Here is a 24,097-nt window from a genome sequence, read left to right as displayed (position 1 = left end):
GTTCATTTGCAACATAGATTTTATTGATATAGTCATTCTATATTAATGAAATATAGGGCCGTAAATGGGCCTCTCACTAACTCCCTACGGGTGAGCTTTAAAGGCGTTTATCCTGCGTTAAAGATTTTGACAATGGAACGACCATTCTCTGCAATCAAAGCCTTGTCTAAAAGCCTTTAAATTCTCACTGAGTGAGCAATAATTTAATGTGATTGGTATAAATAATAACAAAGTGATGCAAAATATGGACACGACGTCATCTATCCAGCAAACTGCTATTATTAAAGCAATCGTGAGCCACCAGCCGCATTCATTTTGACCGAATCCCTTATCGCCATAATCATTCTCCTTATCGCCATCCTGGCGTTGGTGATTAATAGCCTGAGAAATCATGTCAAACAGCTGAACAAACCCATACTCGATGACAGCCAATCACGACGGCTCGTGCTCGGCGCACTAATGATTTTTGTGGTCATTATTGTGGTTATAATAGTCTTTGGCCTGCAGCGCATCAAAATGCAAACCAATGAGCAGGTTGGTAAGGCTCTGCAAGCCATGGTAGAAACCACCGAAACCGCATTGGAAAACTGGTACGAGGGGCGAAAAACACTGCTCAGGTACATGGCCGACAATCCTCAAATGGTGCGCCAGACACAACAGCTATTGAGCATCGAAAAAAATTACCTTCAAGGTAGCGGGCCTCTTAAGACCATCCGCGAGTTTTATCAAAATCTCCCGAATGATTATTACGGCTCTCTCGGCTTTTTTATCATCTCCAAAGACTACATAAATTATGGTTCGATGCGTAACGAAAATCTTGGCCAGGAAAGTATTATCTACAAGCAACGACCCGAATATTTAAACCGGGTATTTCAGGGGCAAACCATACTGATCCCACCGATGCTTTCTGATGTGCCTTTGCACAAGCTTCAACGAGGCGCCGGTTCTCACAACACAACGATGTTTGTGGCGTCACCAATTTTTAATAATGACGGCGACATTATTGCTGCGCTGGCTCTTCGTCTTGATCCATTTAAAGAGCTGGTTGGTATCACTCAAATAGGTTACCTGGGGCAATCTGGTGAAACTTATCTGGTAGATAACCGAGCGATATTGATTTCATCGTCTCGGTTTGAAAAGCAACTCGCCGATTTAAACCTTTTGCAGCAGGGCCAGGCCAGTATTCTTAATTTGAAGGTATTGGATCCTGGCAGGCAATTAACCAAAGACAAGCCTTTTGACGCTTTGCGAGACGAACTCCCCCCCACATACAGTGTTCAGCAAGCCTTAAATAAAAGTGAAGGTTTTTCAACTGATGGCTACCGGGATTATCGGGGTATTCCCGTCATTGGTGCCTGGAACTGGAACGAAGAGTTAAACCTCGGAATAATTTCCGAGATTGACTATCAGGAAATACAAGCGGGGCACCTAGCCTTAAGAAATACCGTTACCGCGGTGTTGATCAGCATTTTAGTGCTGTTCACCCTACTGGGAAATTTTTCCCTGCGCATAGTTCGTACCATGAACCACAGACTCAATGAAGCCAATGCCCGGCTTGAACAAAGGGTTGAGGAACGTACCCGCGATCTTACCGACAGAGAGCGAAGGTTATTTGATATCTATGAACATTCCCCCATTGCTTATGCGACCATTAGTCCGAGTGGCCGCTTCGATAAGCACAACCAGGTATTCGCAGAGTTAACCGGATACCCAAGAGAAGCCTTTGAGAGCATAGATTTTTGGCAATTATTACCTGGAGGTATCGATAACGAAGATGGTAAGGCACTGTTAATCAACGCCCAAAAAGCGCCGCAAAAGGATATCGGGTTGACGATTATCGATTACCGCGGTCAGGAAAAGCAGGTTTCAGCGTCGGCCACCTTCACCAAACAAAATCATGAAATACGCCTATCGCTGCTGGATATCACCAGCCGTGTTCAGGCATTGCGAAAAGTTGCCCTGAACGAACAACAAATTCGCTCGATAGTCACCAACCTGCCAGGGGCAGTGTTTCGTTTTGAAATGGACGATGACCGGTGGCAAGAGCGAGGTAAATTGAAATTTCTCAGTGAAAAAATTGAGGCGCTAACCGGCTACCCCCGAGAAACCTTCACTAAGGAAAAACCGGATATGTTGTTGTCGCAGCTTATCATTGAAGAGGACAGAGACCGCGTGATCAAGCAATTTTCCGATGCGATATTCAATCAACAGCCTCTTCTCACGTCCTTCAAGTTGATTGATAAAAGCGGTTATGAACGGGTAGTCCAGGTGCGGGCCAATGCCAGCAATGATGAATACAGCAATAAAGTCTATTTCGATGGTGCGCTATTAGATATCACTCAACAGGAAAGCCTGAAAGCGGAACTAAAAGAAAGTGAAAATCGCTTTGCGACAATTTTAGACAGCGTCGCCGATGGCGTGGTGGTAATCGACCGCAAAGGCGTGATTCAAAATTTTAGCCGAAGTGCAGAAACTATTTTTGGTTACGATCGCACAGAAGTTGTCGGCCGCCCTGTCGCCATATTACAGCCCGATGAAATGGGTGATACCCACGATATTTTCCTTTCTCATTATCATAGTCGTAAGGATTCCGATGTGGTCAATCACGTCCGACAGTTGACCGCACAACGCAAGAATAAAGAAGTATTTCCAATGGAAATTGCGGTTCGTGAAGCGGTATTGGATCACCAGCAGGTTTTCATTGGAATACTCAGGGATATCACTGAACGTAACCGCCAGCAACAGCGGCTTATCGAGAGTGAGGAACGCCTCGATAGCGCCACTCACGGTGCCAAGATTGGTTTATGGGAACTCTACCCACAGGAGGGCTGGGCATTAATCAATTCGGTATGGGCAACCATGCTCGGTTACGAACCACAGGATATTCTCGAAAGTGATAGCAAATGGTCGAAATTAAAAGGTGGTTATGAAACCTGGATGGGCTTGTTTTTATCGGAAGACCAGCAGATGTTAAAGCAGTTGGTAAAAGACTACATGAGCCAGAAAATTGTCGAGCATAGCAATGAGATCCGAATGCGCTGTAAAGATGGCAGCTATAAATGGATTCTGACCATGGGTCGGGTTATAGAAACCGATAACCATAATGTACCAACGCGAATTTCCGGCGTTCACATTGATATTAACGAAAGGAAGAAGCTCGAGCTAAATTACGAATCGGCAAAAGAGGTCGCGGAAAATGCAAACCGGGCAAAATCCGACTTCCTTGCCAATATGTCCCACGAAATTCGCACCCCAATGAATGCCATAATCGGCATGTCGCACCTGGCGTTGAGTACGGATTTGAATCCGCAACAACGGGGCTATATCGATAAAGTCCACCGCTCTGCAGAATCGTTATTGGGCATCATTAACGACATCCTTGATTTCTCGAAAATTGAAGCCGGTAAACTGGAAGTTGAGGCGAGCAACTTTGATCTTGCAGAAGTTCTGGAAGATTTGGTCAATTTTGTCGGTATTAAAGCCGAGGAGAAACACCTGGAACTGTTATTTGATATTCAAAATGATCTGCCGATGGCGCTTGTCGGCGACTCATTGCGACTCACTCAGGTACTTATAAACCTTACCAATAATGCAGTGAAGTTTACTCAGGAAGGGGAAGTGCTGTTACAGGTTTCGTCACTACGTACCACTCATTCCGATGTAGAGATTAATTTCGCCGTCCAGGATACCGGTATTGGCATGAGTGAAGAGCAACAGGCAGATTTATTCAAGCCTTTTACTCAGGCAGACGCTTCGACAACCCGAGTCCATGGCGGAACTGGATTAGGGCTGGCGATATCGAAGAAACTGATAAATTTAATGGGCGGTGAAATCAGTGTCCGCAGTAAACTCGGTCGCGGCAGTACGTTTTCGTTTTCAATCAAATTTAAACGCCAGACCAATGCGCCAAACAGGGTCGTTTCAAAAGTCAGTAAAATACAACATATTTTGGTTGTCGATGATAATCCCCATGCCCAAGATATTTTTGCTCGAATTCTCGAATCTATGGGCTATCGATACAAATTAGCCAGCAGTGCCAAAGATGCGCTGGCATTAATTAATCAAAATGATGAATCCGATCCGTTTCAACTATTGCTATTAGATTGGCAAATGCCGATAGTTGATGGCGTCTCGATGGCGAGAATCGTACTAACTGAATTAACGCTGAAAAATCCACCTTTAGTGTTTATGGTGACGGCTTTCGGACGTGAGGAATTAAGTTTGCAACTCAACGACCTGGCAGTCGATGACATATTAACCAAACCGGTAACTCGCAATAAACTGCATCAGGCTATTATCCAGGCCAGTGGTGAGCGCCATGTCATCAGCCCACAGTTTGCGACCCCGAAATTAAAAATGAAAACGGCAATAAAGCAGCTTAAAGGTGCGAAAATTCTGGCGGTAGAAGACAATGAAGTTAATCAACAATTGATAACTGCCCTGCTTACTAAAAATAATATCGATTGCGATATTGCTGAGAACGGCCTGATCGCTCTGGACATGCTCAAGCCTGGACGTTACGACGGCATATTAATGGATTGTCAGATGCCGGTCATGGACGGATATACCGCAACCAAAAAGATTCGTGAGCAAGAACAATATAAAGATTTACCGATTCTGGCTATGACCGCTAATGCCATGGCCGGAGATAAAGAAAAAGCAATTCAAGCTGGCATGAATGACCATATTGCTAAACCAATCAATGTCGAAACTATGTTTCAGATAATGGCGAATTGGATCAATACAGATAGAGACAATTCTGCTACGGATGTCGCAGTTTCTCACCCTTCACTAGTACGAGACATTATTCCTCACAAAATGATCACCATAAATGTTTCTGACGGCCTGCGCCGGGCAATGAATAATCAGTTACTGTATCAAAAACTGTTATTGGGCTTTAGCAAAGGGCAAAGTAACTTTAAAGAGAAATTCCGAGCCGCTATTGAAAAAAATGATGTTGATGAAGCCATTTATCTTGCCCATACATTGAAAGGATTAGCCGGGAATATTGGTGCCTTTGATGTTCAGCAAAATGCCGAAGTTCTGGAGCAACAGGTGAGATCCGGTAATCTGAATTTTTCGGCAATGCAGCTCGTTACCGTACCTCTGGAAATGGCAATAAAAGAAATCGATGTGAAGATCCCGAAGCTTGGCAAAAATATCGAAATATCTAAGGCCAGTGACGAGCCCTCGCAGTCTCCTCAAAAGTGTCTTTCTGAGCTAAGAACCATGTTAGCCGAGTATGATACTGCCACTGCGGATTTTATTGGCAAGCATCAACAAGCGTTGCAAACCGAGCTCGGTGCCAGCCTTTTTAGTCAAATCAGTAAAGCCGTAATCCGATATGATTACGAAGCGGCGCTTAACGCCCTGAACAGTAAAGAGTAGTTGCGCAAGGATTACGCGAGCCACCGCTTTTTGTTGCGCACTTTCCTTAAAAGCAAAAAACCCGACCTGAGTTAACAAGTCGGGTTTTGTGAAATTATTGAGCTGGCCGTATAAGCCGGGTTCTGTTCTCTTTTTCAAGAGCGACAATCATTCGTCTAGGCCTTAAATCGCTCTAAGGCTCAAGCAACCTACCCGGTTCTCGCGCGAGCCACGCGTTAATTCCTAAGAATCGTAGAACCCTATTTGGTCTTGCTCCGGGTGGAGTTTACCCTGCTGCCAACTGTTACCAGCGGCCCGGTGCGCTCTTACCGCACCCTTTCACCCTTACCGGCCTTCCGAAAAAGGCTTAGGCGGTCTTCTCTCTGCTGCACTTGTCGTAGGCTTGCGCCCCCCAGACGTTATCTGGCACCCTGCTCTTTGGAGCCCGGACTTTCCTCCCCTGCTTAACCGAAATTAAACAGCAGCGATTGTCTGGCCAACTCGGGCGGCATTGTACCCATTGCCAGTATACAAGGCAATATTAATCCTGTTTTTCGGCAAGGGTTAGTGCATATAAATCGTTTTTCTTCAGGCCGAATATTTCCGCGGTTACCGCACAAGCTTTTTTCGGCTTCATCTCTTTTAAAAGCAGATTCAAGGTTTTCTTGGCGATAGGCGGGATGTCATCAATAACGGCAGTTTTCCCTTCGATCATCAATACCAATTCGCCTTTTTCCTGATTGGCATCCTGCTGTAACCAGGCTAAAAGTTCACTGGCAGTAGCGTCATGGATGGTCTCAAAGGTTTTGGTAATTTCTCTGGCAATAACCACGTAACGGTCTTCGCCCATTGCACTAATAATGTCTTCAACCGTATCGATAATGCGTCTCGGCGCGTCATAAAACACCATGGTTCTAGGTTCATCTTTCAGTGCCTCTAGCACACTCAGGCGTGCTCCCTGTTTTGACGGTAAAAAACCCTCAAAGGTAAATCTATCGGTTGGCAGACCAGCAACACACAAAGCCGCTATGGCCGCACAGGCACCAGGAACTGGCACAACGTTGAGGTTTTGCTGACGGCAATGACGCACCAGGTGAAACCCAGGATCTGATATCAAAGGTGTTCCAGCATCACTAACTAAAGCTACTGACTGTCCTTCTTTGAGCCAATTGCTAATTTGTTCCTGGCGTTGTCTTTCATTGTGGTCATGTAATGAGATGGTGCGGTTACTGATACTAAAGTGCTGCAATAAGCGTGCACTGTGGCGCGTATCTTCACAGGCCACGACATCTACCTGAGCCAAAACTTCAATTGCCCTTTGGGTGATATCAAGTAAATTACCTATCGGTGTTGCCACCACGTATAACGTACCTGCTTCGACCATGTATTGATTCATAATTTGCCTGTTTTCATACAACCCATTGGTATGGGTGCGATTACCTTGGTTAAGACTATGCTATTTGCGAGTCAATTGATTACACCTTGTAACATCTAGCTGTTGCCCTTATCCCTCACGGCGGTTTATTATAAAGATAATTACAACAATTATCTGCTATCTGATTAATGATATAGGCGATTCGTTCAAATCGACCTAATGTTCATGAATAAGCATCAAGATAATAATAAACCTAGCCCCCTTACGCTAAAGCGAAAGTCAGACTTTATGAAAGCAAAATCCCTGCTGTTTTTTGGTATTGCCGTATTGATATTAAATGGTTGTGCGACCCCAGAGCCTAAAAAAGCACAAAAGAAAGCACCGAAAACAGAACAACAGATAGAAAGTGTTGAGGAACAACCAGTAACGGTTGAAGAGCTACTGGCCCAAGCCAAAGGACAAGACAACCAGCAAGCAATCATATTGCTACTTCAGGCTGGGCAAAAACTGTTAAAGCAACAGCAACCTGAAAAATCACTGTTTCTTTCCCAGCAGTTGGCGAACCTCCCTCTTAATCAAATCCAAAGCAATTACAATTTGCTGAATATGGCAGAAGCGAGCCTGATGCTAGGGGATGCCGATTTATGCTTATCGCTACTTTCAAACATTAAAGCCTCAAGTACCGCTAAACGTAAATTACGACTAACCGCCGATGCTTTGCTAGAACAAGGTAAATTGCCTCAGGCTATCAATGCCTATCTACTGCAATACCAAAGCTTTCCTACTGACGATATTGAAGAGCTCGAACAACTAAAAAACCTGATCGGCCAACTGATGCCATGGCAACTTGATTATCTGAAGAAGCAAAATCCGCCACAATTATCCGGCTGGTTAGCGTTAATCGGGATTGAAAGCAGTAACGTGCAACAGTTACAAAGCTCCAATGCTTACCAGGTTTGGCAAAATCGTTATCGAACCCATTTGGCAGCCCCATTAGTGGCAAACTATCTCAATCCGGAGCCACAACCGGTGCCAGAAACAGATGTTGGATTAGACCGTGAAACCGTGGCGTTAACCCTGATCCCCGAGCAACAGTCGATTGACAATATCACTGTCATAATCCCGCTGTCAGGTCGAGAAGCCAGCATCGGGCAGGCAATTCAGCGAGGTTTGTTAGCGGCTTACCAAAAAAATGATAATCAAAGAAAACTGTCATTTATTGATAGCAACAGCGCAACCATGACAGAAATCTCACAGCAACTTATGCTCACACCTCCGGACTTTGTCATTGGCCCATTATTAAAACAAAAAGTAGATGCTTATATCGCGACTGAACAGGTGCTGATGCCCCATACCTGGCCGACCCTTTTGTTAAACCTGCCAGAGCAGCAGCAATTAGGTGATAAGCATTATGTGTTTTCGATGCGACCAGAAGATGAAGCGAAGCAGGCTGCATTCACCCTATTCCACAAAGGCTATCAGCATCCAGTAATCCTTAGTCAGGATTCCAGTCTCGGCAAGCGTCTGGCTGATACCTTCCAGAACCAATGGTTTTTACAAAGCGGTAATACGCCACAGGTGATTTACTATCAGACCAGTAAGGAGATGGAACAAGCCGTTAAAAATGCGCTTGATGTCAATCTTTCCAAAGAGCGAATTTTCCTGATGCGTAATCGCATGAACGAAAACCTTGAAGCTGAGCCTCGAAATCGTCGTGACATCGATATGATCTACATCTTCGCAAGCGCCGATGACGCCAGATTATTAAAGCCGTATGTTGACGTTAATATCAGCCCCTTTGCTAAAGCAATTCCAATTTTTGCCAGCTCGCGAAGCCACAATATTAATCGCGATAAGAATACCAGTCGCGACTTGAATGGCCTGACTTTCACAGAAATTCCATGGTTGTTACCAAAACAAGCCAGAGCACAGGACCTTTCCGAGCAGGCGAGAGAGCTATGGCCTACCAGTTCCAGCACCATGCAACGTCTTTATGCGATGGGTATCGACAGTATGAACCTGGTTGATAAAGTGCAGGTGATGGCGAAGAACCCCGCACAACATCATCGCGGAGAGACAGGTACTTTACAGATGGACAGCGATAAAGTTATCAGCCGTTCATTGTCCTGGGGGAAATATGGTTTTCGACAGGTTACGGCGACTTCGATGGAGTAACATTTCACGAACACCAATCGCTGCGGCGATGGAGAAGCGCGCCAGTCGCTTTTTAACTGCACAGGGACTAACCTTTGTAACGGCAAACTATCACAGTAAATTCGGCGAAATAGATTTGATTTTTAAAGAACTGGATTGCTGGGTTTTTGTCGAAGTAAAATTTCGGTCCCATGATGATTATGGCGACGCTAGTTCACAAGTCGTCAAAAGCAAACAACGGAAAATCATTCGCACCGCGCAAGTTTTTCTGCAAAAACAGGGGTTGAACGAGTACAATACGAGCTGTCGTTTTGATGTCGTAAGCCTAAATGGTTTAGCCATCAACCCTAGAATATCCTGGCTTAAAAATGCCTTTTATGGAGCTTGATTATGTTAGAACGAGTTAAAGACAATTTCCGCGAAAGTATTGAAACAAAAATCGCGGCCAGTGAAGCCTTACCTGTAGCTATTGAAAAAGCTGGCATGGTGATGGTGGAATGTCTTTTAGCAGGGCAAAAGATTCTGTCATGCGGTAATGGTGGCTCCGCAGGCGATGCTCAGCACTTTTCATCAGAGTTACTCAACCGCTATGAGACCGAGCGCCCAAGCTTACCTGCGATTGCCTTAACGACAGATAGTTCAACCTTGACGTCTATTGCCAACGATTATAGTTACGAAGAAGTATTCTCCAAACAAGTTCGTGCCCTTGGTAGCGCTGGCGACATACTGCTGGCGATCTCAACCTCAGGTAACTCAGGAAATGTTATCAAGGCAATCGAAGCCGCGGTAGCAAGAGATATGAAGATTATCGCCTTGACTGGTAAAGATGGTGGTGAGATTGCAGGGTTACTTGGTGAAAACGACGTAGAAATACGTGTGCCGTCGAATCGTACCGCAAGAATTCAGGAAGTACACTTGCTAGCCATACACTGTTTATGCGAAATTATTGATACAACCTTATTTCCGCAAGCGGAAAACTAAACCTTAACCCCGCCTTTAACTCGCTAAAGGCACCAACAAGTTAACAAGAAGAATATTATGTTGAAGCAGATTATTTTTGTTGCTGCTATAGCCAGCACACTTCAAGGATGCGCTGTGGCTCTGGTCGGTGCCGCTGCGGGTGGAGCGATGTCATACAATGATCGCCGCACGTTAGGAGCCCAGGTTGATGATCAGGCTATTGAAGTTAAAGCCTATGGCCGCATTCGCAACGAGCCACTATTAGAAGAAGCCACTAATGTTAAGTTTACCAGTGTAAACGGACACCTTTTAGTTGTTGGCCAGGCGCCTACTCAGGCACTAAAAGATCAGGTAATTCGCCTGGTTAGTGATATCCCAGGGATCCGCAAGCTGCATAATCAAGTTCGCGTCGGCAAACTCCTTTCTATCTCCAGTAAAGGCGCTGATTCGTGGCTAACGACAAAAGTTAAAACCGAATTGCTGATGGATGAACGCATTGATGCCTCAGCGATTAAAGTTGTCACTGAAGATTCTGAAGTCTTCTTAATGGGTCTGGTAAATCAACAGGAAAGTCAGATAGCGGTAGACATCGTTCGTAATGTCTATGGTGTTGCTATGGTTTACCGGGCATTTGAATACTTATAGTCTTTGAAACTTAAGTAATAAAAAACGGGCTAAGTGCCCGTTTTTTGTATCTGAAATGTAAGCCTACTTAACGATAGAAAGCGTAGGTTTGCCTTTTTTTGGTGGTTTGGGATCTTCTTCTACTGTCTCTGGTTCTTCTTCAGATAGCGGTGGGTAGTTCACTTCAAAAGATGTACCTACACCGTTTTCACGGGCATATATTGCCGCAACCGCCTCGTAAGGGACAATAAGATGTTCCAGTTTACCGCCGAATCGGGCACTAAATTCAATCGCATGTTCACCCATCGCAAAACCACCGACACTCACCGGCGCAATGTTTAGAACGATTTGTCCATCGGTAACATAAGCAACAGGAACCTCAACGTCTGGAAAATAGGCATCAACCGCAATATATGGGGTCAATTCGTTATCTACTATCCATTCAAAAAAAGCCCTGATTAAGTAGGGCTTATTTGACGTCATTACGATATTCATACAACCAAATACCGGTTTATTATGCTGGATGACCGAAACGCAATTCGCGTTCCGCTTCAGTTAATGAAGCCTGGAATGACTCCCGGTCAAATAAACGCAGCATATAAGATTTAAGCTCTTTACTCCCCTGGCCTGATAACTCAATACCAAAAGCAGGTAAACGCCATAACAGCGGAGCAAGATAACAATCGACCAGACTAAATTCTTCGCTCATAAAATATGGTGCTTCGTTTAGAATAGGAGCAATTGATAACAGGCTTTCACGCAATTCATTGCGCGCCGATTCTGCTTCCGCAGCAGAACCATTTAAAATCTTGTCGGCTAGTGTATACCAGTCATTTTCAATACGGTGCATCATTAAGCGACTACGACCGCGGCTAACCGGATATACGGGCATTAATGGCGGATGCGGAAAACGTTCATCCAGATATTCCATAATGATCTTAGCTTCGTAAAGCGCTAACTCACGATCAATAAGGGTTGGGACAGTTCCGTAAGGATTTAAGTCAATTAAATCTTCCGGAAGGTTATCCATGTCCACTAAGTGGATATCTACACCGACACCTTTCTCGGCCAGCACAATACGTGTCTGGTGAGAGTACATGTCATCGGCGTTTGAAAACAAAGTCATGACAGAGCGTTTGTTTGCGGCTACAGCCATATATCCTCCAAAAATATTCTTATTAATGAGTATCGGTTCAAAAAGACCTGATACGACAAAGGGGCTGAAACTAATATCCCTGATTCGATATTAGTATAGCCCCTGAATTAACCCTAACTGAAGACGTCAGGGTAAACCAATTTAGTGAACGTCACGCCAGTATTCTTTCTTAAGCAAGTAGCTCAGGATAAACAGAATAAACAGGAATCCTAAGACCCAGTAGCCAAGACGTTTGCGCTCAGCTTTACCTGGCTCACCTGTGTACTCAAGGAAGTTCGCAAGATCACGCACCATAACATCGTACTCGGCTGGCGTCATTGAACCTTCCTGCACCAATACCAAGTCTTCAGTAGATAAAGGACGTTGTTCTTTTGAAGGCAACGCCAGCATAGCTTGCGCTTCTTCAGATAACTCCTGAACACCCTGAAGGTTCTGGAATACGTGTGGCATACCAACATCTTTGAACGTTACATTGTTAACACCGAATGGACGCGCTGGATCGACATAGAAACCACGTAGATACGTGTAAATCCAGTCAGCTCCGCCTTTACGGGAACGGGCAACAAGTGTTAGATCCGGTGGCGCCGCACCAAACCAGGCCGCAGCTTCTGCCGCTGGCATGTTATTGGTAATGTGATCACCTGGCTTTTCACCGGTAAACATCAAGGTTGCCATGCCTTCCTTTTCGTCAATGCCCAAATCCTTAAAGGTACGATTGTAGCGTTGAAATTTCAAAGAGTGACAGCCCAGACAATAGTTCATAAAGGTTTCAGCACCGTTGCGCAATGAAGCCTTGTCAGTAATGTCGTTGTTAGCTTTATCCAATGGTCCGGTTGCGCCGGCAGCAAGTGCCAACGCAGGGAATAGACATAATAGGGTTACTAGAATTTTTTTCATTATTAAGACATCCTTTCCGGAACTGGCTTGGTATCTTCGTTTTTCGAATAGAACCAAAGCGCAATGAAGAAACCAAAGTAACCTAGAGATGCGATACGACCAATCAGGTTCGCTAAATCAGACGCAGGCATGGTTCCTAAAACACCCAGAATCACAAAACAAATCGCAAATTGGGTTAAGTTTAGCACGTGCCACTTGCTACGATAGCGGATAGAACGCACCGTACCGCGGTCGAACCAAGGAAGGGCGAACAGCATACCGATAGCCGCGAACATACCAACCATACCAAGTAACTTGTCCGGGATTACACGTAAGATGGTGTAGAACGGACCGAAGTACCAAACTGGAACGATGTTTTCAGGCGTTTTCAAGGCATTTGCTGGTTCGAAGTTAGGTGCTTCAAGGAAGTAACCACCGCCTTCTGGTGCGAAGAACATCACCCAACAGAATAAGATTAAGAAACCAACAACGCCCATGATATCTTTTACTGAGTAATACGGGTGGAACGGCACCGCATCAACGATGTCATATTTCTTGGTGTAGCTCTCGTGGAACTTGAACTGACTCTGCTCAGACTCTGGAACACTGCCCTTAGGCTTCTTGATGTCAGTACCTTCTGGGTTGTTTGAACCTACTTCGTGCAATGCAAGAATATGTAGGAAAACCAGTACAACTAGGACTAGCGGTAGAGCAATAACATGAAGTGCGAAGAAACGGTTTAGCGTTGCACCAGAGATAACGTAATCACCACGAATCCAGGTAGTCAGGTCATCACCAATGATTGGAATCGCACCAAACAAGGAGATGATAACCTGGGCACCCCAGTAAGACATATTACCCCAAGGTAGTAAGTAACCCATGAAGGCTTCAGCCATAAGCACTAAGAAGATCAACATACCGAAGATCCATAGAAGCTCGCGAGGCTTTTGATAAGAACCGTACATTAATCCACGGAACATGTGCAGATATACGACGACAAAGAACGCCGAAGCACCAGTGGAGTGCATGTAACGCAACAACCAGCCGTAATCGACATCACGCATGATGTACTCAACGGAGGCGAATGCACCATCACCTGATGGTTCATAATTCATCGTTAACCAGATACCAGTAACGATTTGGTTTACTAGTACCAACATGGCTAGAGAGCCGAAAAAGTACCAGAAATTGAAGTTTTTAGGAGCGGGATACTGACCGACGTGCTTGTTCCACGCTTCAGTAACCGGTAGGCGCTGGTCAATCCAGGCCATGAAATTAGCGAACATTATGCATCTCCCTTACCAACACCAATGATTAGGGTGTTGTCATCTAAGAATGAATGCTCAGGAACCACAAGGTTTAACGGAGCAGGTACACCAGAGAATACTCGGCCTGCCATATCAAACTTGGAACCGTGGCACGGACAGAAGAAGCCATAATCAACGCCCTCGACCTGTTCTGCGAAATCACCTTTTTGATAAGATGGTGCGCAACCCAAGTGCGTACAAACCCCTTCAGCAACCAGATATTCTGGGTTAATGGAGCGATATTGATTTTGCGCGTATTCAGGCTGTTGCGCTTCGTTTGATTGCGGATCGCTTAGTTGATCTTCGTGACCACCTAAGGCGTCAATCACGTCCTGACCACGGCGTACTATATAAATCGGTTTACCACGATAGTTTGTACGAACCAACTGGCCAGTAGCAATTTTACTGATATTAACTTCCACAGGGGCACCGGCAGCTTTCGCTTTTTCGCTCGGATTCCAGGAAGCAATGAAAGGCACAGCTGCACCAACAACACCTGCTCCGCCTACTACCGAAGTAGCGACTGTCAGAAAGCGTCGACGGCCGTTATCCACGGGCGCATTGCTCATTCCATCTCTCCATTATTAACTAGACAATAAATTTTAAGTTTTTATTTCGTTCCCTTTTGCATTGCTCAATTTCAGCGAATTGCAACAAGGTGTTTCAGGGACTAAAAAATTTTGCCTATGATAATGAAATAGCCTTTTTTTTACAAGGTAAAACAATCATCACGGCCGATAAACCGTAAAATAAGTACGGGAATAAAATTCAACGGGAATGGGAGTTTTGAAAGTGTCGCAGAAGTTTTAAGCAGATGTTAAAAGTTTAGAGTGTTCAGCGACAGGGATCAGTGTTTGGCGCCTGTTTAGACAGTTCAGTAGGAGGTGCTGGTAAATTCAGATATAAACCCTGACTAGCACCATCCATGGCTCGTGAGGAGATGTAAAGGGATGGTTCTATTAACGTTAATTGTTGAAGTGGTACGTATACCAAAATAGGTCATCTACGGACGTTATGTGCCACAAGCGGGAGTAGAAACTCCCTGAGTACGTATCGTAAACGATACTCCGGGTACGTGACGGAAAACGTCACTTCGAGTACACAATCAAAGATTGTTCCGGGTTACCGACATGGATGTTGGTATGCAGAATTTGTCTGGAACCGAAATTCTGTACCCGCGACAAAAACGTCGCTTCGAGTAAAAAGCAAAAACCCTTGCGTCATTCCCTGATACTACAGGGAATCTTGGCTTGGGCCGAATGTCTCTAGTGTGCCAGGAGCTTCAGTTAACTTTTTATTGGGGTGAGGACTGCGTCGGTGAGGATTTCATCGCTGAGGACGCTGTCGGTGAGGACGCTGTCGAAGTTTTATTCGAGTCATTGCGGCGTAGGCCGTAATCTCGTTTTTTTGGCAAAATTCCAGTCTACCCGAACGTCTCTGAAGTGCCATTCAGAGTCGTTCAGATATTCCTTGCAATTAAGTGCGTTTTACAAAAGCAGACGTTCTGTAACGCCCCGCCCAGGGGCAAAAATAATGTGGGCTATCATAACGAGCGGAGCGAGGACAGCCCACATATTTTTGTCCAAGCCCTGCTTTTTTTTGGGCGAATGAAGCGACTTGTTATGCGTCTTTTTGACTTTCACAGAAATCCTCTGTAAAAAAGTTACCATAGTGAACGCTATTAGGATCCCATACGTCGTCAAGTAGCCCGTAATGCAAATCGACTTTCGATTGCTGAATATTTAACTCTGATAGTTTCGTTGAAAATTCGGTAGGATCATAAAATTCCAAGACTTTTCCAGTGTCAATTTGAAGAACAAAGTATCCTTTTTTCTTTTCTGCAATGGCATAAGGAAACTTTCCACAAATCTTATCGTGTACTGGAGTATGTATACCGATAACGAAGTCGCCTATTTTCTGATAGTCATGGATTGTAGGCCCAACAATAACCTCACCATGTCTTTCAATTTTCCAATCGTCATACCTTCCTAGTTTCACTTCATAACCGTATCCAATTTCCCAAATAGTGTCATGGGCTAAATACAGAAGAGCAAATAAAGGAATTAGATAGATAAATTTATTGGTCAATGTACCCCATGCTCCATGACTCATAACAATTTAATAGTGCGCAAATCGCGCATATTTCTGATTTGCGGTCGCGCACTTTTTTGAATGGGTTAGTTTTAACAAAGTTGATAACTAGTTGCCAGCGTTATTAAAAATATGCGGTATTAATTTTTTGAGAGAGACAAAAGTAAGCAAATTGCTCATTTTCATGAATATAGGGGAAAGTTACTAAATTCTGTATTTACACAGTGCCGTTAATTGACAATTTATGAGTTTGTTAGCAATCCGTCCGCTTTGTAGAACTTACCAAATATTGCCTTATATTCATAACCGTCTGTAGAACGCTCTTTATAGTCATCCCTGGTATGAGAGGATTAGTAAAAGGATTTACGATATGTCGATATATCAGGGATGACAATATATCGACTAAGCACGTTCCTAATGCAAACCCTTGCTAGCACCATCCATGGCTCGCAAGGATAAATACAATCCCTGTATAAAAAAAAGCCGGTAAAAACCGGCTTTTTTGCAATATAGAAGTAAAATTAACGCTTCGAGAATTGTGGACGTTTACGCGCTTTGTGTAAACCAACTTTCTTACGTTCAACTTTACGAGCATCACGAGTAACGAAACCAGCTTTACGCAGGTCACTACGTAGGCTTTCGTCGAATTGCATCAATGCACGAGTGATACCGTGACGGATAGCACCAGCTTGACCAGAGATACCACCACCAACAACAGTGATGTTAAGGTCAAACTTTTCAATCATCTCAACTAGCTCAAGCGGTTGACGAACAACCATACGAGCAGTCTCACGACCGAAGTACTCAGAGATGTCTTTTTTGTTGATTGTGATGGTACCGTTACCAGCTTTCAAGAACACACGAGCAGTTGAGCTCTTGCGACGACCAGTACCGTAATATTGATTATCAGCCATTGCTTAAAGCTCCAAAACTTTAGGTTGTTGTGCCGCATGCTTGTGCTCAGGACCAGCATACACTTTTAATTTACGATACATGTCACGACCTAGAGGGCCTTTAGGTAACATGCCTTTAACTGCAAACTCAATTGCACGCTCAGGCGCTTTCTCGATTAGCTTTTCAAAGCTAATTTGCTTCAAACCACCAGGGAACTCAGTGTGCGAGTAGTAAATTTTACCTTTCGCTTTGTTACCAGTAACGTGAACTTTCTCAGCGTTAACAACAACGATGTAATCGCCAGTGTCAGCGTGAGGAGTGTATTCTGGCTTGTGCTTACCACGTAAACGACGAGCAATCTCAGTAGCGATACGACCTAAAGTTTTACCTTCAGCGTCCACTACAAACCATTCGCGTTGTACGCTGTCTGGCTTAGCTACAAAAGTTTTCATTAAAAAAACCCATAATTAAAAAAGTTACATTAAAAAGCAGAATTGATTCTGCCGGTTAATAAAGACTTCGCTATTACCCCTTCGAGTATCGAGTCTGTTGCCTGAAAACAGGCGTTGTAACGTTGGGAGGCGCGAATTATAGAGAAATTTTATCAAAAGATCACGTATAAATTTCAAACAATGAGAAAAAACTTAATATTTGAGGAGGTAAGCTTCGCTGGTGGAAGGTGGAAGGTGGAAGGTTATGGCCAGGGATTGGCCGGTATGCCGAAAATGCACAAGAACATGGATGTTCGCAGGTAGAATAACGCACTAATACATGGATGTATGTAGCTAGAATAACGCAGGAGCAGTTTTCGAGGAGCAGTTATCGAGGAGCAATTTTCGGTGGAAGAATAAATCAACTTGCCTACAAATGAACCTCAATCTCAAATGCACTCGGGCCTCGGAGACTCCAACCTAAAATATGACGCAGCGGAATATTTTACTCCCTCTTCGTCAGAGTCCACCATAAAACACGAGGAAATCGAGTGTTTTACTCCACCCTCGTTAAAATCCACCATAAAACACGAGGAAATCGAGTGTTTTACTCTACCCTCGTTAGAATCCACCATAAAACACGAGGAAATCGAGTGTTTTACTCCACCCTCGTTAGACTCCACCTTAAAACACGAGGAAATCGAGTGTTTTACTCCACCCTCGTTAGACTCCACCTTAAAACACGAGGAAATCGAGTGTTTTACTCCACCTGCTACGGAATATGTTCTGCGGCCAGATAATCCACCGACTGCATTTCCTGTAGGCGACTCAAGCAGCGTTTAAATTCGAAATTTAAGGTGCCATCGGTATATAACGCTTCCATCGCAACTTCGGCTGAGATAATCAATTTAACCTTGCGCTCATAAAACTCATCCACCAAGGCGATAAAACGGCGCGCCGCATCATCATTGCTCTGCCCCATTACTTTCACGTCGCTGACAATTACCGTCTGGTAAAGCCTGGATATTTCCATGTAATCGGTTTGGCTTCGAGCAGTTTCACACAACTCGTGAAAACTGAAATAAACGATACCGTCGGCTTCCAATACCGTTTCTAGCTCGCGATTACTGATTTCGATAACCTGACCTGCCCGCCCTGCTTCCGGCGCCAGCTGCTTAAAATACTTCTGTAATTGGGTAGACGCTTCGTCATTCAAAGGATGATGGAAGAGGTTTGCCTGCTGCAAGGTGCGTAATCGATAATCGACGCCGCTATCCACATTCACAACCTCAGTGTGCTCATTTATCAATTTTATCGCCGGTAAGAAACGAGCCCGTTGAAGACCATTTCTGTATAAGTCATCGGGAATAATGTTTGAGGTAGCAACCAGGGTAACCCCATGGGAAAACAGATTCTCAAATAAAGTACCAAGAATCATTGCATCGGTGATATCAGAGACAAAGAATTCATCAAAACATATAATTCGGGTTTCATCGGCAAACTTTTTAGCGATGATCTGCAACGGGTCGGACTGCCCCGACAACGACTTCATTTCTTGGTGCACCCGATGCATGAAGCGATGAAAATGAACGCGCATTTTATCTTCAAACGGTAAGCAATCGTAAAAGGTATCAACCAGATAGGTTTTACCGCGACCGACGCCGCCCCAGAAATAGAGGCCTTTTACCGGCTGCGGTTTAGATTTACTGTAGACTTTTTTCCAACCCGACCAGACCTTTCTAAAACCACTAACCGCCACCGGTTGCACCATCAGATCATCGTACAGGCGCTGTAAATGTTTGATGGCGTTTTCCTGTGCCGGGTCGTAACTAAAATCGTCGCGTTGCAGATCCTGTTGATATTTTTGTAATGGCGTAAGCTTGAGCATAATCGTCTACAGGGCTGGTTTTACCAGCCGCTTTTGCAAAATAAGTTAATGTACTGAAGTCAATTTGCGGCTATTATAAAAGAATATAAGAACAAGTGGCACTGTTGTTTTCACAGCCAATTGTCCGCCACACGTATCGCTATTATAAGGGTAAAATATGGATATCATTATTTCGCTAAGTATCTTTGTTGCCGGTTTAGTTATCGGAATCGTTGCAACTCGTCTGTTGTCCAGTGCCAGCCAGGAAAACCAACGTTTAGAAAAAGAAGTTGAAGAGAGTCGTACATCATTGGAGTCCTATCAACAAGACGTGGCCGTTCATTTGAAAAGCTCGATGGAGCTATTGGGACAAATGAATGAAGCCTGTACCAAAGCCATGTTACAAATGGAAAAAAGCACGGAATTACTTAACAAAGTAAATCAGGAAACCAATGGCATGCCATTTTTTGGGGCCGAAACAGAAGCAGAATTACAAGCCGTTGCTAAAATGCAACGCCGTAAGAAAAAAGTAGAAAACCTTACCGAAGCGCCTCGCGACTATTCCTCTGATCCAAGCGGACTGTTTGACAAATAAAAACAATTCGTTACATTTAGGTTCGGCTCAATTTGGAACTTTCAATTGAGCCCGGAGTCTTTACCTCCTGAGGGGCTATCAGTCTGCCTGTGCCATTGGCGCCACCGGCTTCAGATTGGTTTGTTCACAACCCTTGAGTTTTGCTAAATAAATACCAATAAATATGCAATAGGATGAAAAACCTCATCTGGCACGGCATTTTTATATGTTTGTAGTAAATTTTGGAGTCTCGATACCTATGAAAAAACTCTCTTCTATTACTTCACTGGCACTGATTGTCGGCTCACTGGCACTGTCAGCACCGAACAGCTACGCAGCCTTACCACAATTCTTCGAAGATGAACCCATGCCAAGTCTGGCGCCAATGCTGGAAATGACAACTCCCGCAGTGGTCAGTATTTCTGTTGCCGGTACCCAGGAGGTACAGCAACAGATCCCAGACGCCTTTAAGTTTTTCTTCGGTCAGCGTCGCGGCCAGCAACCTCAGGAAAGACCATTCAGAGGCCTGGGTTCTGGTGTCATCATCGACGCTAAGAAAGGATATATCGTTACCAACAACCATGTGGTTGATGAAGCAGACGAAATTCAGATTAACTTAAAAGACGGTCGCCAGTTTGAAGCGAAGAAAATTGGTAGCGATGCCGAAAGCGATATCGCCTTGCTGCAAATAAAAGCCGACGATCTGACAGAAATCAAACTTGCCGATTCCGATGATTTACGAGTTGGCGATTTTGCCGTTGCTATCGGTAGTCCTTTTGGTCTAGGTCAGACGGTAACATCAGGAATCGTTTCAGCTTTGGGTCGAAGTGGCCTTAATATTGAAAACTTCGAAGACTTTATCCAAACCGACGCTGCTATCAATTCAGGTAACTCAGGTGGCGCTCTGGTTAACCTCAAAGGCGAATTGATTGGTATTAACACGGCTATTTTAGGCCCGAGTGGTGGTAATGTTGGTATCGGTTTTGCCATTCCATCGAATATGATGCGCAATCTTACCAACCAGATCATTGAATTTGGTGAGGTCCGCCGCGGTGTCCTAGGTGTTACCGGTAATAGCATCAATGCCGAATTAGCCAAAGCCATGGATTTAGATACCAATCAAGGTGGCTTTATCAGCCAGGTCGCGCCAGATTCGGCGGCTGAAAACGCCGGTATTAAAGCCGGTGACATCATCATTGCGGTTAATGGCAAGAAAGTAAAAACCTTTAATGAGCTGCGTGGAAAGATTGGTTCGATTGGCGCCGGCAAAGAAGTTGAGCTTACTATCTTGCGTGATGGTCGGGAAAAGGACGTTACTGCAAAACTGAAACCTGCCGCGGATGCTAACATTGCTGCAGCAACCATGCACCCAATGCTGAAAGGCGCACAATTCAGTAGCGCTGAAAACAACCAGGGGGTTGAGGTCACCGAGCTAGAAGGGAATTCTCCAGCTCAGGCGGTGGGCCTTCGTAAAGGCGATACTATCATCGGCGTTAACCGTAAAAAGGTCAGCAATCTGGCCCAACTTCGCAGCGCTTTAGAAGGCGTTAAAGGCGTTGTGGCACTGAATGTTGTACGCGGAAATACCGAACTCTACTTAATGATCCGCTAATCATATCGCTGCCTGTGTCCCATGGCCCAGGCAGCACCCTTACCTCTTTTACCTACTACAATCCCCTGCAAATAAATGCTACTCTTTAGACTATACCAATAACAACTTACTGAAATCTTTTGAAAATAGTTCCCGCACTTACCTATATCCTGCGTGCCACCAGCTATGGGCTGTTAACCGCAGTTGTGTTACTTATTCTTGTGCCTGAATTGCGCTCTGGCAGTTCCGCATCGCTGAACATTTTCAAACCGGTCGATGAAAAACCCAAGCCAGTCTCCTACGCCAGTGCCGTTGCCAAAGCGGCGCCTGCAGTAGTGAATATTTACAGTGAAAGCATAGAAACGAATCCAAGATACCGCAGCCGCTCATTACAGCGAATAAAGCTGGGCTCCGGCGTTATCATGGACAGTCGCGGCTATATCCTGACTAATTATCATGTGGTATTAAACGCGGATCTAATTACCGTGGTTTTACAAAATCAAACTGAGCTAACGGCGGAACTAATTGGCAGTGATGAATTAACCGATTTAGCGGTTCTTAAAGTTCAGGCAAGCAACCTGCCGGTGATCCCAATGGATGACTCACAAACGCCATTAGTCGGCGATGTAGTTTTAGCTATTGGCAATCCTTTAAACCTTGGCCAGACAATTACCCAGGGAATAATTTCCGCGACTGGGAGAAGTGGTTTAAGCAGCACCAGTTATCGAGAATTTCTACAAATGGATGCTGCCATCAATGATGGTAATTCCGGCGGCGCGTTAGTAAATTCTAATGGCGATCTGGTCGGCATCACAACCGCACAATTCAAACGCTTAAACCCGCAGATAAATATTCAGGGTATATTTTTCGCAATACCTTATAAGTTAGCGAAAAAAGTCATGTTGGAGTTGATAAGTAATGGGCGCGTTGTCCGCGGTTGGTTGGGCATTAGTTCGCAGCGTTATAATCCGCAATTAAAAGGCTTTGTTATTGACGCTACAACGCCTGGAAGTCCTGCTCAGGTTGCTGGTCTACAAAAGGATGATGTGGTTTATAAAATCGATGGTACCGCGATAGTAAGTATTAACCATGCCCTGGATATTGTTGCCGAAACCAAACCTGGGACCGTACTTAATTTTTCAGTGATTCGTAATAAACAAGCGATAGAAGTACCGGTAAAAATCGTTGAACTTAATCGTTAAAATCCAAATAAAGCTTCAGGCACAAAAAAGGCGCACCTAAAGTGCGCCTTTTTATTCACTGTTTAGCCGTTACTACATTTACTTATCAAAACGAGTGATATCTGCACCTAGCTTTTGAAGCTTATCTTCGATGTGCTGGTAACCACGGTCAATATGATAAATTCTATCGACAATGGTTTCACCTTGAGCAACCAGACCTGCAATTACCAGACTCGCAGAGGCTCTGAGATCTGTTGCCATCACCTGTGCGCCCGTTAAGGTTTCTACACCTACAGATATCGCAGTGTTGCCTTCCAGTTTCATATCGGCTCCCATGCGTTGAAGCTCAGGAACATGCATGAAACGATTTTCAAAAATCGTTTCTACGGTCGTTGCTGTGCCCTCGGCGATAGCATTTAGGGTGACGAACTGAGCCTGCATATCAGTAGGGAATGCCGGGTGTGGTGCGGTACGAATATTTACCGCTTTTGGACGCTGGGTCATTTCCAACTCGATCCAGTCATCACCAGTCGTCACATTTGCACCCGCTTCCTGAAGCTTACTGATAACCGCTTCTAAGGCAGTTGCGTCAGTATTCAAACAACGAATCTTACCGCCAGTAACCGCAGCTGCTACCAGGAAGGTACCGGTTTCAATACGATCAGGCATTACCGGGTAATCAGCTCCTTGTAATGCTTCTACACCTTCAATGGTCAGAGTGTCGGTACCCGCTCCGGATACTTTAGCACCCATCAGATTGAGGAAATTCGCTAAATCGACAATTTCAGGTTCTCTGGCCGCATTCTCAATAACGGTTGTACCTTCGGCAAGCGCTGCCGCCATCATCAGGTTTTCAGTGCCTGTTACGCTAACCGCATCCATAAAGAATCTGGCACCCTGCAATCGACCTTCTTTACGAGCGATGATATAACCATTTTCTACAGTAATTTCAGCACCCATAGCCTTAAGGCCCTGGATATGCAAATCCACGGGTCGAGCGCCAATAGCGCAACCGCCTGGAAGCGAAACTTCGGCGTGACCAAATCTTGCAAGCAGAGGTCCTAGCACTAAAATCGATGCGCGCATGGTTTTTACCAACTCATACGGCGCCAGGCAGTTATTGATATTACTGGCGTCAATTGCCACGCTGTTGTGCGAAGACCAGTCGACTTTAGCACCGAGCTCTGCCAGTAATTTAAGCGTTGTATTGATGTCGTTCAGGCGTGGAACATTGCTCACCTGCAGAGGCGATTCTGCGAGAATGGTGGCAAAAAGAATGGGTAAAGCGGCGTTCTTTGCGCCAGAAATGGTAACGTCCCCATGTAATTCGTTACCGCTGTGAATTCTAAATGCTTGCAAAGTAGTTCTTCTTTTCAGGTTAACTTAAGACGGTAGTAAAAATTTCTTTTCCCGTTGCCACTGGCTATTGGTAAAAGTTTTGATACTGACGGCATGAATATGGCCCTGATTGATGGCCTCGGTTAGGGGGGCGTAAACAGTTTGTTGCTTTTTGACGCGACTCATTTCTTCAAATTCATCGGAAACAGCAATAATACTGCATTGTGAACCGTCAAAGGTTACGTGCAGATCATCAAGACTTAGTGCGTCATTTAAAATTTTTTCGATATCGGCGGCTTGCAATGTCCATT

The 24,097-nt window shown here is 44.7% G+C and carries 20 protein-coding genes and 1 other RNA gene; 8 read left to right on the top strand and 13 right to left on the bottom strand.

What is annotated here, in order from left to right:
• Window positions 1–315: 315 nt before the first annotated feature.
• Window positions 316–5,388: a PAS domain S-box protein gene (locus FNC98_RS02575; protein ID WP_143579792.1), complete on the top strand. Its 5,073-nt coding sequence runs from the start codon at window positions 316–318 to the stop codon at window positions 5,386–5,388.
• A gap of 94 nt (window positions 5,389–5,482) precedes the next feature.
• Here the strand turns inward: FNC98_RS02575 and rnpB are convergent.
• Window positions 5,483–5,871: RNase P RNA component class A (gene rnpB, locus FNC98_RS02570), an RNA gene on the bottom strand.
• Window positions 5,872–5,908: 37 nt separating this feature from the next.
• The gene (rsmI, locus tag FNC98_RS02565; RefSeq protein WP_185968039.1) at window positions 5,909–6,763 is read right to left on the bottom strand and encodes a 16S rRNA (cytidine(1402)-2'-O)-methyltransferase; all 855 of its coding nucleotides are present in this window, start codon (window positions 6,761–6,763) and stop codon (window positions 5,909–5,911) included.
• 267 nt (window positions 6,764–7,030) lie between these two features.
• Here rsmI and FNC98_RS02560 point away from each other — a divergent pair, with 267 nt between their 5' ends.
• The 4 genes from FNC98_RS02560 to FNC98_RS02545 are packed head-to-tail and all read left to right on the top strand — an operon-like array spanning window position 7,031 to window position 10,501.
• A complete protein-coding gene (locus tag FNC98_RS02560) occupies window positions 7,031–8,917 on the top strand; it encodes a penicillin-binding protein activator (protein WP_185968038.1) in 1,887 nt (628 codons plus the stop codon).
• Window positions 8,880–9,284, top strand: coding sequence for a YraN family protein (locus tag FNC98_RS02555; protein ID WP_221932916.1), 405 nt, complete (start codon window positions 8,880–8,882; stop codon window positions 9,282–9,284). Before FNC98_RS02560 ends, FNC98_RS02555 begins: the two co-directional genes overlap by 38 nt.
• 2 nt (window positions 9,285–9,286) lie before the next feature.
• Complete coding sequence (locus FNC98_RS02550; RefSeq protein ID WP_143579790.1) at window positions 9,287–9,877, top strand: phosphoheptose isomerase; 591 nt, start codon at window positions 9,287–9,289, stop codon at window positions 9,875–9,877.
• Between the two features lie 57 nt (window positions 9,878–9,934).
• Window positions 9,935–10,501: a BON domain-containing protein gene (locus FNC98_RS02545; RefSeq protein WP_143579789.1), complete on the top strand. Its 567-nt coding sequence runs from the start codon at window positions 9,935–9,937 to the stop codon at window positions 10,499–10,501.
• 63 nt (window positions 10,502–10,564) lie between these two features.
• Here the strand turns inward: FNC98_RS02545 and FNC98_RS02540 are convergent, their stop codons facing one another.
• From FNC98_RS02540 to zapE, 9 genes are all read right to left on the bottom strand, one after another.
• Window positions 10,565–10,963: a ClpXP protease specificity-enhancing factor gene (locus tag FNC98_RS02540; protein ID WP_143579788.1), complete on the bottom strand. Its 399-nt coding sequence runs from the start codon at window positions 10,961–10,963 to the stop codon at window positions 10,565–10,567.
• A 31-nt stretch (window positions 10,964–10,994) separates the two neighbouring features.
• Window positions 10,995–11,636: a stringent starvation protein SspA gene (gene sspA, locus FNC98_RS02535; RefSeq protein WP_143579787.1), complete on the bottom strand. Its 642-nt coding sequence runs from the start codon at window positions 11,634–11,636 to the stop codon at window positions 10,995–10,997.
• 141 nt (window positions 11,637–11,777) lie between these two features.
• The gene (locus tag FNC98_RS02530; RefSeq protein ID WP_143579786.1) at window positions 11,778–12,533 is read right to left on the bottom strand and encodes a cytochrome c1; all 756 of its coding nucleotides are present in this window, start codon (window positions 12,531–12,533) and stop codon (window positions 11,778–11,780) included.
• Between the two features lie 2 nt (window positions 12,534–12,535).
• Window positions 12,536–13,798, bottom strand: a complete 1,263-nt coding sequence (locus tag FNC98_RS02525; protein WP_143579785.1) for a cytochrome b — start codon at window positions 13,796–13,798, stop codon at window positions 12,536–12,538.
• The gene (petA, locus tag FNC98_RS02520) at window positions 13,798–14,388 is read right to left on the bottom strand and encodes a ubiquinol-cytochrome c reductase iron-sulfur subunit (RefSeq protein ID WP_143579784.1); all 591 of its coding nucleotides are present in this window, start codon (window positions 14,386–14,388) and stop codon (window positions 13,798–13,800) included. The genes FNC98_RS02525 and petA overlap by 1 nt, the downstream gene beginning before the upstream one ends.
• 1,051 nt (window positions 14,389–15,439) lie before the next feature.
• Window positions 15,440–15,931: a hypothetical protein gene (locus FNC98_RS02515; RefSeq protein ID WP_185968037.1), complete on the bottom strand. Its 492-nt coding sequence runs from the start codon at window positions 15,929–15,931 to the stop codon at window positions 15,440–15,442.
• Window positions 15,932–16,431: 500 nt separating this feature from the next.
• Window positions 16,432–16,824 carry a 30S ribosomal protein S9 gene (gene rpsI, locus FNC98_RS02510; protein WP_143579782.1) on the bottom strand — a complete coding sequence of 131 codons (393 nt, stop codon included), beginning with the start codon at window positions 16,822–16,824 and terminating at the stop codon, window positions 16,432–16,434.
• A gap of 3 nt (window positions 16,825–16,827) precedes the next feature.
• Window positions 16,828–17,256, bottom strand: coding sequence for a 50S ribosomal protein L13 (gene rplM, locus FNC98_RS02505; protein WP_143579781.1), 429 nt, complete (start codon window positions 17,254–17,256; stop codon window positions 16,828–16,830).
• Between the two features lie 751 nt (window positions 17,257–18,007).
• Complete coding sequence (zapE, locus tag FNC98_RS02500; protein WP_143579780.1) at window positions 18,008–19,123, bottom strand: cell division protein ZapE; 1,116 nt, start codon at window positions 19,121–19,123, stop codon at window positions 18,008–18,010.
• Between the two features lie 157 nt (window positions 19,124–19,280).
• Between zapE and FNC98_RS02495 the strand changes: the two genes are divergently transcribed.
• The 3 genes from FNC98_RS02495 (at window position 19,281) to FNC98_RS02485 (ending at window position 22,469) form a co-directional block, all read left to right on the top strand.
• A complete protein-coding gene (locus tag FNC98_RS02495) occupies window positions 19,281–19,697 on the top strand; it encodes a YhcB family protein (protein ID WP_143579779.1) in 417 nt (138 codons plus the stop codon).
• A gap of 238 nt (window positions 19,698–19,935) precedes the next feature.
• Window positions 19,936–21,288 (top strand): Do family serine endopeptidase, encoded by a 1,353-nt coding sequence (locus FNC98_RS02490; protein ID WP_143579778.1) that lies wholly within the window; start codon window positions 19,936–19,938, stop codon window positions 21,286–21,288.
• A gap of 119 nt (window positions 21,289–21,407) precedes the next feature.
• On the top strand, window positions 21,408–22,469 hold the full coding sequence (locus FNC98_RS02485) for a trypsin-like peptidase domain-containing protein (protein ID WP_143579777.1): 1,062 nt from the start codon (window positions 21,408–21,410) through the stop codon (window positions 22,467–22,469).
• A 78-nt stretch (window positions 22,470–22,547) separates the two neighbouring features.
• Here the strand turns inward: FNC98_RS02485 and murA are convergent, their stop codons facing one another.
• Both murA and FNC98_RS02475 read right to left on the bottom strand, forming a co-directional pair.
• The gene (gene murA / locus FNC98_RS02480) at window positions 22,548–23,807 is read right to left on the bottom strand and encodes a UDP-N-acetylglucosamine 1-carboxyvinyltransferase (protein ID WP_143579776.1); all 1,260 of its coding nucleotides are present in this window, start codon (window positions 23,805–23,807) and stop codon (window positions 22,548–22,550) included.
• A 24-nt stretch (window positions 23,808–23,831) separates the two neighbouring features.
• The gene (locus tag FNC98_RS02475) at window positions 23,832–24,089 is read right to left on the bottom strand and encodes a BolA family protein (RefSeq protein WP_143579775.1); all 258 of its coding nucleotides are present in this window, start codon (window positions 24,087–24,089) and stop codon (window positions 23,832–23,834) included.
• Window positions 24,090–24,097: the final 8 nt, after the last annotated feature.

It is taken from the genome of Thalassotalea sp. PS06 (assembly GCF_007197775.1).
Taxonomy (GTDB): Bacteria; Pseudomonadota; Gammaproteobacteria; order Enterobacterales; family Alteromonadaceae; genus Thalassotalea_A.
Note: the sequence above shows the minus strand (reverse complement) of the source record. Positions and strands in the feature narration are given on the sequence as shown.

Bases quoted from the DNA above. Each gene is read 5' to 3' on its own strand.
- FNC98_RS02545 (WP_143579789.1), top strand. From the start codon at position 9,935: ATGTTGAAGCAGATTATTTTTGTTGCTGCTATAGCCAGCACACTTCAA.
- FNC98_RS02560 (WP_185968038.1), top strand. From the start codon at position 7,031: ATGAAAGCAAAATCCCTGCTGTTTTTTGGTATTGCCGTATTGATATTA.
- FNC98_RS02495 (WP_143579779.1), top strand. From the start codon at position 19,281: ATGGATATCATTATTTCGCTAAGTATCTTTGTTGCCGGTTTAGTTATC.
- FNC98_RS02540 (WP_143579788.1), bottom strand. From the start codon at position 10,963: ATGACGTCAAATAAGCCCTACTTAATCAGGGCTTTTTTTGAATGGATA.
- FNC98_RS02515 (WP_185968037.1), bottom strand. From the start codon at position 15,931: ATGAGTCATGGAGCATGGGGTACATTGACCAATAAATTTATCTATCTA.
- sspA (WP_143579787.1), bottom strand. From the start codon at position 11,636: ATGGCTGTAGCCGCAAACAAACGCTCTGTCATGACTTTGTTTTCAAAC.
- FNC98_RS02550 (WP_143579790.1), top strand. From the start codon at position 9,287: ATGTTAGAACGAGTTAAAGACAATTTCCGCGAAAGTATTGAAACAAAA.
- rsmI (WP_185968039.1), bottom strand. From the start codon at position 6,763: ATGAATCAATACATGGTCGAAGCAGGTACGTTATACGTGGTGGCAACA.
- zapE (WP_143579780.1), bottom strand. From the start codon at position 19,123: ATGCTCAAGCTTACGCCATTACAAAAATATCAACAGGATCTGCAACGC.
- FNC98_RS02530 (WP_143579786.1), bottom strand. From the start codon at position 12,533: ATGAAAAAAATTCTAGTAACCCTATTATGTCTATTCCCTGCGTTGGCA.
- petA (WP_143579784.1), bottom strand. From the start codon at position 14,388: ATGAGCAATGCGCCCGTGGATAACGGCCGTCGACGCTTTCTGACAGTC.
- rplM (WP_143579781.1), bottom strand. From the start codon at position 17,256: ATGAAAACTTTTGTAGCTAAGCCAGACAGCGTACAACGCGAATGGTTT.
- FNC98_RS02525 (WP_143579785.1), bottom strand. From the start codon at position 13,798: ATGTTCGCTAATTTCATGGCCTGGATTGACCAGCGCCTACCGGTTACT.
- FNC98_RS02555 (WP_221932916.1), top strand. From the start codon at position 8,880: ATGGTTTTCGACAGGTTACGGCGACTTCGATGGAGTAACATTTCACGA.
- FNC98_RS02490 (WP_143579778.1), top strand. From the start codon at position 19,936: ATGAAAAAACTCTCTTCTATTACTTCACTGGCACTGATTGTCGGCTCA.
- rpsI (WP_143579782.1), bottom strand. From the start codon at position 16,824: ATGGCTGATAATCAATATTACGGTACTGGTCGTCGCAAGAGCTCAACT.